Genomic DNA, 9,106 nt, shown 5'->3' with positions numbered 1-9,106 from the left:
ATCCATTGCTCAGCATGCACGCTGCCACCTCAGGAGAAATCGCTGTCTGGGGCACATAGCCACCAGCCTTGAGTTTCCCCGCCCAGAACAGTGCCAGATCCCTCACAGCCTCTGTGCGGGCCCTGGGCGCGACTTTAGACGGGTAATCTTCCCAGCGTCTGCGTTCCAGCCAGCTATCGGAGCACGCTCGGTACATTGGCTTGCTTCCCGCGCTTTCAGCCCGATAGCGCTCTGCAGCCAAGGCGATCCGCTCTGCAGCCACCCCCGTCTTCACTGCATCCTGAAACAGTTCCATACATCGTGCCCTATCCCGCTTACGGGGGAAGGCCAGCCAGAAGCGCTCAAAGCCCTCCGGTTCTGCTCCTCCGACATGTGTTTCGCTTACCGGTTCTCTTAATGGTTCTCTTACAAGGTTAGTGTCGGAATTTCCGACACGGCTTTCCGGGTAATTCCGACACGGCTCTGCCGAAAATTCCGACACGGCTTTTGCCTCCCGTGTCGGAATTTCCGACACGGCTTCGGGGGCTTCTGAAACCAAGTCGGCCTCAGTCTCGCCGTCAGACTTATCGTCAGAAAAATCCGCTTCAAAGGCCAGCTTGTAGCGGGTGGATCGCTGCCGTTTGGTGACCCGATCAATGGACCGGCTGCGACTGATCAGTCTACGGGCCTCCAACTCGGCAAGATGTACGTTCACTGTGTCCCGGTGCATCTCACACTCGGCGGCCAGAAACGCCTGACTGGGGAAGCATCCGTGCAAAGGATTGTGACAGTCAGCCAGCACCAGCAGCACCAGTTTTGATGCCGGTTTCAAACCGCGCTGACTGAAGGCCCAGTTGGTGGCTGCGTGGCTCATCAAAGCACCTCGGAAAATCGGATAAAAGACACCGCCCGCGCGAGAGGCCCGCGCGGCTGTGTTTGGACCTAAAAGGAAAGAAGGGTGCCTGAGTGAGCTTCCCAAATCACTCAGGCTTAAGGGCTCCCTTATGCCCCGGGCAGTCTGCGGGCTCATGCCCTAAACCCGCAGACTACAGCCTGCTGAGGCCTTACGGCGCTACGCCGGGGTTTTTGTACCAGGACGCATAAGACACGAAGCGCGCATCGAGCGCCCAGACGAGCCGGAACTCCATGCCCAGCGTATCCCAGCCCGGCTTGGTCTCCACCTGAGGCCCCTGTTGACCTTCAAGGAACGAATAGGCCAGACCATCTGTCTTGGCAGGATCACCAATCAAATACCAAGCTTTCGGATCGGTCAGGCCAGCTTCAACGATCAACTCCAGCGCTCCGGAGAACGGGTTTACGTCTGCAGTCTTCGTTGCATTGATTTGCGCAAGAAGTTGCTGTGCTGTCGTCTCAAGCTGAGGCGGAACCACCAGTGCCCAAGGCTCTACTCCATAGAATTCGCCTTGAGAACCTTTCTGCGTACGCAGCGCCAGCCGCGCTGCGCTCAGGCTGGTGACAGTCAGTTCCGACCCTGCGGCAGCAATGTTGTTGTGATCAGCGTGGAAGACGGGCTTGTGATCAGCCATCAGGTGACCAAGGCCGTTGTTTTCCAGCAAGGGGCTCAGCAAAACCCGGCGATAACGTTCCATCGCACCCGCAACCATCTGCTGGCTGATCTGGCTGAACATATCGAGGTTATCATTCACCATTGCATGGTTAGAGAGCCGGAACATTGCGCCATAATCCCGTGGCGCCGGCTTTCTCTCGCCCCTCTCATCGATGGTGACATGTTTGATTTCACCACTCTCCGGAATCTCCTGGGGAACGCCGGAAGATGACAACGACAGCAGATTACCCGGGCGGTAGTTTTCCGCGCTGATCTCATGCGCCGCCCTTTGGAGTGCAGGGGTGATCTGCTCCATATGTCGCGCGATAGATGCCTCCAGCGCTCCGCCCAAAACCTGCGGGAAATCACTGGTTGTGTGGCTTGCCATACGGATTGCGTCCATCGTCCCGCCGATCCGATGCCCTGCAGCTTTGGCAGAAACGGCGGCCATCTCACCAAGCGTCATGGAAGCATACCGCTCACCCACCGTCGGCTTATGGCGACGATCAATCCGCCCCAGCAGAGCATCGGTAAGGGCGGCCCGGATATTGTGAGCGTTATGACCAGCGCTGAGCAGAGGCAGATCTCTGCCCATGGGAGCTTTGCCGTTGATATGGATCTTCGGCCGACTTGCCCGGATTTTATCCTGAACCATCCGCAGCAGGCCTTTTCTCGGATCCGGGCCCCGCGCTGCCTGAAACCAGGCATTGAGGCTCTCATCGGCATCTTCTTCAGAGCCATCACTCTTCATGAGATCCGCCACAGCCTCTCTGATGGCATCCATAGCTTCTTCGCCAGAAACGCCTTCCCGTTGCAGCATTTGAACTAGCGCGGTGATCTGGTTGAGGACGTCCGTATCCAGATCATCTTCAGTCTCCATTACCGGAGCCAGGACCTCTGCAAACATCGGGGGGTGACCATTCTCCCTGAGCCGCAGACGCAGTTGCGCAATCAGCCGCGCGGGGGGTTCGCCTACATGCTTCATCCGAAAATCAAGCGGCATTCTTTTTCTCCTGTTGAGGGATAACAGACGATCCGGTCGCCCACCCGTTTTGTTGTGCCAGCCTGACAAGGCCCAGGGGCGGCTGGCGAAATTTCGTGTAATCAAAGGCCGCGATCATCTGTGGGGCTTTCGCGCCCTCGATCTGATCGGCAAAGCGCAGCTCGACTGCCTCAGCGGCGGTTAACCACGTTTCTGCTTTCATCCAGGCGGAAATGCGCGAAACAGGGTGGCCAGTATGCCGAGCATAGGCTTCAGCGTAGGTGGAGCTCATCTTGTCGAGAACTGCCGCAGTATCCCGCAACTCGTCCGCAGTACCGCCCGTTAAGGCGGAAGGTTCATGGATCATGACCATGGCGGTGGGATGCAGAATGACCTCTCTTGCTGCCACCATGGGCAGGGTAGCGGCTGAAGCAGCGATACCCTGCACCCGTACCGTGACAGCACCGTGCCGCTCCACCTCCGCCATAAGAGCAGCACCTTCCAGCGCATCTCCTCCAGGCGAGTTAATATGCAGCGTTACGGGGCCCTGATGTGCTGCCAGGAATTCTGCAAGGCGGTTAGCTGCCCCAGCTACAATGTCACCATTCAATTCGAAGCGGTGTGCAGCCATCACGAGGCTCGTGCTTTTGCATGAAGATCTGACTTCTTGACGGTATGGGCCGGAGCCTGACGAAGCAGGATCCGGCCTCCTTCCGAAAACGGGCTGGCCATGTAGAGGCGGTGCACAAAGACAATTTCCGCCTCGCTCTCACTGGCAGGCTCAAGCAGGGAAAAGAGGTCGAGGTAATGGAAAGGGGTCGGAACCTTAAACCGCTCATGCCAGACCATTGATCAGGCCTCGCTGTCGTCTTTTGCGATTTTATAAATGCGCCGGCCATCCACGACAAAGCCCGCGGCTTCAGCCCGGACCTTCAGCAAACGATACGCTTCCGGAATCGACACGGTGGCAATCCACGGACCCGAGATGATGCGACGCTTGCCATGCCCTCCGTGGGCTTCCGAAACCCGGCTTACGGCCTTAATCTCAGCCTCAATGGCGCTGAGAATTTCTTCTTCGGTTCCATAGGAACACATAGAGACCGGCATCCATGAGACGCCAAACAGGCTGTCTTCGATGCCACGTTGCAGCCCAAGAACGAAACGCGGGGTGATCAGACTGCCCTCTGTGGTTTCGTGGAGAAAAAGACTGATCGCTTCATGGTGCGCCCGAACGAATTCACCCGCGAGTTCCATACTGCACTTCTGAGCCATCAGGCCTTCAGCAAGAACCAGCGCCAGCGCATGAAAGCCGTCATAGCGGCGCTGCGAAGTCTCCGTGAATTCCTCTTCATCCCACGGGGCAGCGCCCAGCTTCTGAGCGTTGCGGATTGCCTCACGCGGTCGGCGGGTAATGTCAGACAGCGCTTGCAGTCGCACCGTACCAATAGTCATGTTAAAAGCCTCATTAAGTGGGTTTATAAGAAACCAGTAAATTGAAACAGGTTTTCTGTAAACCCACTTAATGAGGCGGCGACTTCTTGTGGATAACTCCCCTCCTCCCTGCCTGACCCACCTCACCCACGCGCTGCGCTTCTGAAGCTGCGCTGTGCGCAATCAATCGTTTCATTTGTGACGGTCGAACCAGCACTGCGCCGCGCCGGTCGGCGCTTGCACCATGAGGGCTGCTTCGCCCGACACGGCACAGCGCTGGTGCTCCCTTAGATCATTAGAAAGGGCTAAAATTTTATCTATATTTATCAATACATTAAAAAGGGGGGTCTGTTCACCTAGATGAACAGGGGTCTGTTCACCTAGATGAACAGGGTCCGGCTATATTTTGTAATATTTCAAAACTTACATGTTGCAATTCGTAACACGCATGAACCATTGTGTATCACAGTTGAACAGGGGTCTGTTCATCTAGTTGAACAGGGTAGATTGATGACGGGCAGCAAGATTGGGTTTGTTCAAACTGACCGAGCCGCTCATGAGGATTGGGCGAGGCTAACGCTGCAGAACCCTGCGGCGGCGGCCCTGATGCATGTGTTTGCCAGCAACTTAGATGGTAATGAATCCATCACAGCCTCTTATAAAACGTTAGCTGACTACATGGGCCGGAGCGTGATGACTGTCCGCCGAGCAGTGAAGGTTCTTGAAGAGGAGCGCTGGATCGAGGTTTGTAATGTTGGTGGCTCGGTGAATAGCTACAACATCAATGCTCGCGCAGCATGGTCGGAAAAGCGGGAGAACCTCCGGTTCGCCAAATTTCACTCAACCATTCTGGCCTCTTCAGGCGATCAGAAGGCAGAGCTTCTCAGCGATAAGGCCAGCTTGCGTCGCATCCCCTCCGTCTATGCGGATGAACAGCAGCTCCCTTCTGGGGAAGGCCTCCCCCCCATCTCACAGCCCGCCCTTACAGGAATGGAGCTCGACTTGCCCGCTCGAAAACTGCGGACGCCAAAGGCGCGCAAGATTCAGGCATAGGAGCCAGCGTGGCATACTGGCCGCCATTCTATCACGATAACCTCCCGGTTGACCTGTCGCATCTGGAGCCATTCGACCTAACCGTCACCACCCCCAGCGGCGCACAGAGGGGGGTGCATGTCACCTTCAGCCCCCACACCTTCACACGTGGGATAGAAACCGGTGATCCTAAGGCGCAAGAGTGCTTCGACCAGCGCGTCTTCTGCAGCGAGCGCTATGAGCTATCGAAGGCCTTGGTTCAGATCATCACCACATGGCCCGACAGGCGCGTCTTGCAGACTTGGGAGCGCCGGAGCTGGGTGTACCTTGCCATTGTCGAGCTTGGGGTCGAGGGCGGCCCCTACCACGTCTTCTTCAGCCTCAAACGCCGTCAGAAGCCCGCAAGGGTGGATCTGTTCATCGAGAGCGCTTACCGCAAAGACCCGTCGAGCTACACGCCACCAAGCCGCCCTTCCCCCATCCGCTTCGCGCTCCTGGTCGAGAAAGTTTTTCAAGGCCAGCCGCTGCGCTTTAAGTGAGGCCTAGTCCAGAAACGGCGAAAGCTGCCCGAAGGCAGCTCTCTGGACCCGACTTCCACTTCCCGGTTTCCCGGTATCCTCGCATCTCGCAGAGGACCGAGCCGAGGCTCGGTGCAGGAGGCGCTGTTTCAGTCGGTCTGTCGCCTCACGCCCCAATGTATGGGATTTTTTCCCACAGTCAACTCACGTGCGTCAAAGACCAAAAGCCTGCCGCTCTCAATCATGTCTTTCGGGAAAACAAGAATCTGAAAAAACCAGACTTGTTCCCTATAGGAGCGATAGCTTCCGGCTTGGGAAGGGCGGCGAGTAACGCCGCCTTTTCTTGTCTGGCAACCTCGATATCCTTCCGCATGTCTTCAATCTGCGACCGCCTTTCTTCCGCTCTGGCTTCTGCTACAGCAGCCTGCTTTTGAGCCTCGGACAAGGCCTTTGTCAGAGCCTCAATCTTTGCTGCAACATCGTCTGGCAAGACATTGGAAATGCCTGACAAATTGCCCGAAAAGCTATCGTCCGATGGTGTAAATTTAGCAGGATGATGTCCACCCCTAGGCTTATAGACCCTTGCCAGCTCTGACACGTCAATTTGCCACGTATCAGTACCTTTATATGACAAGCGCTCCCCGGAAATAGAACCCTCTTTCAATGCCTTCTGAAGAGTAGGCCTGGAAACCTGAAAACGTTTGGCAGCCTCGCTTACGCTTAATTTTGCCAACCCCTGCTATCCTTTTCATCTTTCCGTTGGTGCCATTTTTTTGGCAGCCTCAGCCTGTAAAGACATCTGAACCAACTTCCTGACTGCTTCTGATCGGTTGGGTATCCCAGGCTGCTGGCCTCTCCATCGATCAATGTCATCGATCAGAGCAGACTGGATCACCAGCTGCATCCTTTGCATCTTTTCTGCAGACATCGGCACACTCCAATTAGGATTGGAAACATACACACTTTACAGTTGACACGTCAATTTCCTGCGCCATACATATGGGTGTGTAACTTACACACTTCAAGTAGTTTGGGGGGATACTATGAACGTGATTTCCGCGACCGATACCGCTTTGCTCGATCACATCAGCCAGCAGCAGGATCGCGCCTGCCATCTCCTGGGGCTTCTGAAAGGCATGGCTGCACTGGACATGTCCCGAGCCAGCCCGGACGCGGTGACCAGCATGATCCACGTCAGCAAAAATCTTGCGGAAGATCTCTGCCTGAACCTCGACAACACCCGGTTGCCCGCCCCGGCAAGCCCACGAAAACTGGCTGATCTCGCGGCAGAGTGGGAAGCCGCCTTTGCGCGATGGAAGATCGCCTTAGACGAAGATCAGGAGGGAAACCTCACCACCCCGGACTGCCTCAAATGGGAAGCCAGGCGGATAGATCTTCACCAGCGGATTTCCGAGACGGAGATCTCCGACCTTCAGGATCTGCGGGCGCTGATCCGTTTCATCTGGACCGATGGTGAGGTCGATCAGGAGGACTATCCCGATGTGCCCCGGTGGGCACTGGTGAAGCTGATGAGCTGGGCCTCAACCGCTGCTTAGGCCTCATCCCTACCGGATCAGACAGCCCCCCGGCCGGATCTCCCGGCGCGGGGGTTTTTCAACTCTGAGGCGCAGCGGGTCCGCGAACGGGTTTTATGTTCAGGAAGATTCAGCGCCCGCCAATCACGCCAAGGTTGTCAGCTCCGCCCCCTGGGCTCTAGGATCATTCATATTACCTGATCCCCGAAATCTTTGAGGCATCCCGTGTTTTATATCCGACTTTCTGAGACCTTCGATTCTAGGGATGCGCTGGAAGATATCGAGCTGCCCGAGGTGCCAGCCGTAGGGGATATCATTGATATCGATGTCGATGGGGCGCCCGATGTTCTGAGCTACCGCATCCTCGCCCGCCGCTTCCGTGTCAACTTCCTTAAGGGGGACCAGATCGGACTTGAGCGGCCGCTCGTCCTTCTTCACGTCGAAGCGGTAAAACCTCGTAAAGGAATGAACTGGGCAGCCATTGGCTAAAGTCTTCAGCCCGATCATTTTAATAAAAACAGAATACTTTTAGGGCGTATGTCAAATGGCAATAGTAGATATTTTTTCAAAAAGGAAAATGGCGAGAGAGCGCTCCAATAACGACGTTTACATTTACGATGAAATGCCAAAAACCTTAAGATCTCAGCTTAAGCAAATGTTCACCGAGGGGGTGAATAATTACTCAAGGTCATCGGCGGCTTATCATAGTTTCCGCATTGAAGCTGATCAAATCTCCGAAATTGTAAGCATATTAAGAAGAGAGTATGGAGTAGATCACCTCTGCAGGGTTCACTATAACAGCAATTTAATAGAATTGCTTAATTTCATTAATGAATGCAGCGCAGATCATTTCCTTGATTGCGCTGAAATGTACGGACGGCTTCTATCAATAAATACGGAAACCAATGATGAAATTTTAAAAGCCCACATGGCAGAATTAAATCATAGATTTAAGGAAGCAAGTGTTGGCTATGAATACATTAATGGAGAGCTTATAAGGATTGATTCCTTAGTATTGCACTCAGAGGTTTTAAAGCCCACCCTCACAATTCTTTCATCCAACAAAATATACAAAGGAGCTGAAGACGAAATAGTTCAGGCATTCCAGAAATTTAAACATAACGATAATAAGGGTGCTGTTTCTGATGCCTTAAAGGCTTTCGAGAGTACTATGAAAGCCATTCTGGATAAAAGACAGTGGACTTATAGCCCCAATGATACAGCATCTAAACTTATTGCCGCATGCTTTGATAACAACCTGATCCCTGCGTACATGCAAACGCATTTTTCAGGATTGCGCACTATTCTTGAATCTGGGGTGCCAACTATAAGGAATAAAACTTCTGGCCATGGCCAAGGCAGCTCCGTCAAACCATTGGATGATCATTTTGCAAGCTATGTTCTATACACAGCACTAGCAAATATGAAACTTTTAATTGATTGCGAAAAAGTTTTACCTTGATTTTAGGTGCGGTTTTTCGCTCTTAACTTAAACCATTCGAAGTCCATAGATCGACCGATATTGAGCCGAAAGGGCTTTCTTTCTTACTCTTTCGTCGGAAAATTTTGCTACCTACAACAATAGATCGCTGGGCCGCAGGTAGGGTTCTCCGCTTCTCCCCCTCGGCTTGACGCTATAAACCCACCAAAGCGGCTCTCAAGCCCCGCAGGCGCGGCCTTGCGCACCCCAAGCCCCGCCTGACACTGCAACCGCCCTCAGAGAGGCTCCCTGAGCCGCAGGCGCGATGCCCGCGTCTTTGCCTTGGGTCTGGTCCCAGCCAACCACAGGAGCGGCGGGTATCCGAAAGCCTCAGCTAGCTCCCAACAAGTGGGGCTCCCTCCCGAAAAACAACAACAACAACCCCTTTTCTCCTGCTCATTGAAGACAATTACCCGCCCGGATTGGGGCGCGAATTACCCGCGTGCAGAAGTTAGCCCGGAAGGACCCGCACCCTTCTGCTTCCGTCCCGGGGTCAAATCCGCAAGCCTGCCCGCAACAGATCCTGCTCCCGCACCAATCCATTGCTCAGCATGCACGCTGCCACCTCAGGAGAAATCGCTG

The 9,106-nt window shown here is 54.5% G+C and carries 10 protein-coding genes; 5 read left to right on the top strand and 5 right to left on the bottom strand.

From position 1 onward, the window contains the following. From EG244_RS19595 to EG244_RS19580, 4 genes are all read right to left on the bottom strand, one after another. Nucleotides 1-853 (bottom strand): helix-turn-helix domain-containing protein (locus EG244_RS19595; RefSeq protein WP_158617378.1); only part of this gene is annotated, 853 nt, incomplete at its 3' end. 190 nt (nucleotides 854-1,043) lie between these two features. Next, complete coding sequence (locus EG244_RS19590; protein ID WP_124966843.1) at nucleotides 1,044-2,549, bottom strand: phage major capsid protein; 1,506 nt, start codon at nucleotides 2,547-2,549, stop codon at nucleotides 1,044-1,046. Continuing rightward, entirely contained in the window at nucleotides 2,539-3,159 is a 621-nt protein-coding gene (locus EG244_RS19585) for a head maturation protease, ClpP-related (RefSeq protein ID WP_124966842.1), read from the bottom strand. Before EG244_RS19585 ends, EG244_RS19590 begins: the two co-directional genes overlap by 11 nt. A gap of 221 nt (nucleotides 3,160-3,380) precedes the next feature. Continuing rightward, the gene (locus EG244_RS19580; RefSeq protein ID WP_124966841.1) at nucleotides 3,381-3,980 is read right to left on the bottom strand and encodes a hypothetical protein; all 600 of its coding nucleotides are present in this window, start codon (nucleotides 3,978-3,980) and stop codon (nucleotides 3,381-3,383) included. A gap of 489 nt (nucleotides 3,981-4,469) precedes the next feature. Between EG244_RS19580 and EG244_RS19575 the strand changes: the two genes are divergently transcribed. Continuing rightward, complete coding sequence (locus EG244_RS19575; protein ID WP_124966840.1) at nucleotides 4,470-5,012, top strand: helix-turn-helix domain-containing protein; 543 nt, start codon at nucleotides 4,470-4,472, stop codon at nucleotides 5,010-5,012. Nucleotides 5,013-5,020: 8 nt separating this feature from the next. After that, complete coding sequence (locus EG244_RS19570; protein WP_124966839.1) at nucleotides 5,021-5,530, top strand: hypothetical protein; 510 nt, start codon at nucleotides 5,021-5,023, stop codon at nucleotides 5,528-5,530. A gap of 220 nt (nucleotides 5,531-5,750) precedes the next feature. Here the strand turns inward: EG244_RS19570 and EG244_RS19565 are convergent, their stop codons facing one another. Further along, nucleotides 5,751-6,242: a helix-turn-helix domain-containing protein gene (locus EG244_RS19565; RefSeq protein ID WP_124966838.1), complete on the bottom strand. Its 492-nt coding sequence runs from the start codon at nucleotides 6,240-6,242 to the stop codon at nucleotides 5,751-5,753. Between the two features lie 316 nt (nucleotides 6,243-6,558). Here EG244_RS19565 and EG244_RS19560 point away from each other — a divergent pair, with 316 nt between their 5' ends. From EG244_RS19560 to EG244_RS19550, 3 genes are all read left to right on the top strand, one after another. Beyond that, nucleotides 6,559-7,065: a hypothetical protein gene (locus EG244_RS19560; protein ID WP_124966837.1), complete on the top strand. Its 507-nt coding sequence runs from the start codon at nucleotides 6,559-6,561 to the stop codon at nucleotides 7,063-7,065. Nucleotides 7,066-7,269: 204 nt separating this feature from the next. Further along, nucleotides 7,270-7,533, top strand: coding sequence for a hypothetical protein (locus EG244_RS19555; protein ID WP_124966836.1), 264 nt, complete (start codon nucleotides 7,270-7,272; stop codon nucleotides 7,531-7,533). A gap of 55 nt (nucleotides 7,534-7,588) precedes the next feature. Next, nucleotides 7,589-8,506: an STM4504/CBY_0614 family protein gene (locus tag EG244_RS19550; RefSeq protein ID WP_124966835.1), complete on the top strand. Its 918-nt coding sequence runs from the start codon at nucleotides 7,589-7,591 to the stop codon at nucleotides 8,504-8,506. Nucleotides 8,507-9,106: the final 600 nt, after the last annotated feature.

The sequence above is a fragment of the Falsigemmobacter faecalis genome (genome assembly GCF_003863335.1).
Classification (GTDB): domain Bacteria; phylum Pseudomonadota; class Alphaproteobacteria; order Rhodobacterales; family Rhodobacteraceae; genus Wagnerdoeblera; species Wagnerdoeblera faecalis.
The sequence above is the reverse complement of the archived record's forward strand: the minus strand, read 5'-3'. Positions and strand labels throughout refer to the sequence as shown.

What these genes read in the sequence shown, in the direction of transcription:
- EG244_RS19590 (WP_124966843.1), bottom strand. Translation starts at nt 2,549, where the DNA reads ATGCCGCTTGATTTTCGGATGAAGCATGTAGGCGAACCCCCCGCGCGG.
- EG244_RS19585 (WP_124966842.1), bottom strand. Translation starts at nt 3,159, where the DNA reads ATGGCTGCACACCGCTTCGAATTGAATGGTGACATTGTAGCTGGGGCA.
- EG244_RS19580 (WP_124966841.1), bottom strand. Translation starts at nt 3,980, where the DNA reads ATGACTATTGGTACGGTGCGACTGCAAGCGCTGTCTGACATTACCCGC.
- EG244_RS19575 (WP_124966840.1), top strand. Translation starts at nt 4,470, where the DNA reads ATGACGGGCAGCAAGATTGGGTTTGTTCAAACTGACCGAGCCGCTCAT.
- EG244_RS19550 (WP_124966835.1), top strand. Translation starts at nt 7,589, where the DNA reads ATGGCAATAGTAGATATTTTTTCAAAAAGGAAAATGGCGAGAGAGCGC.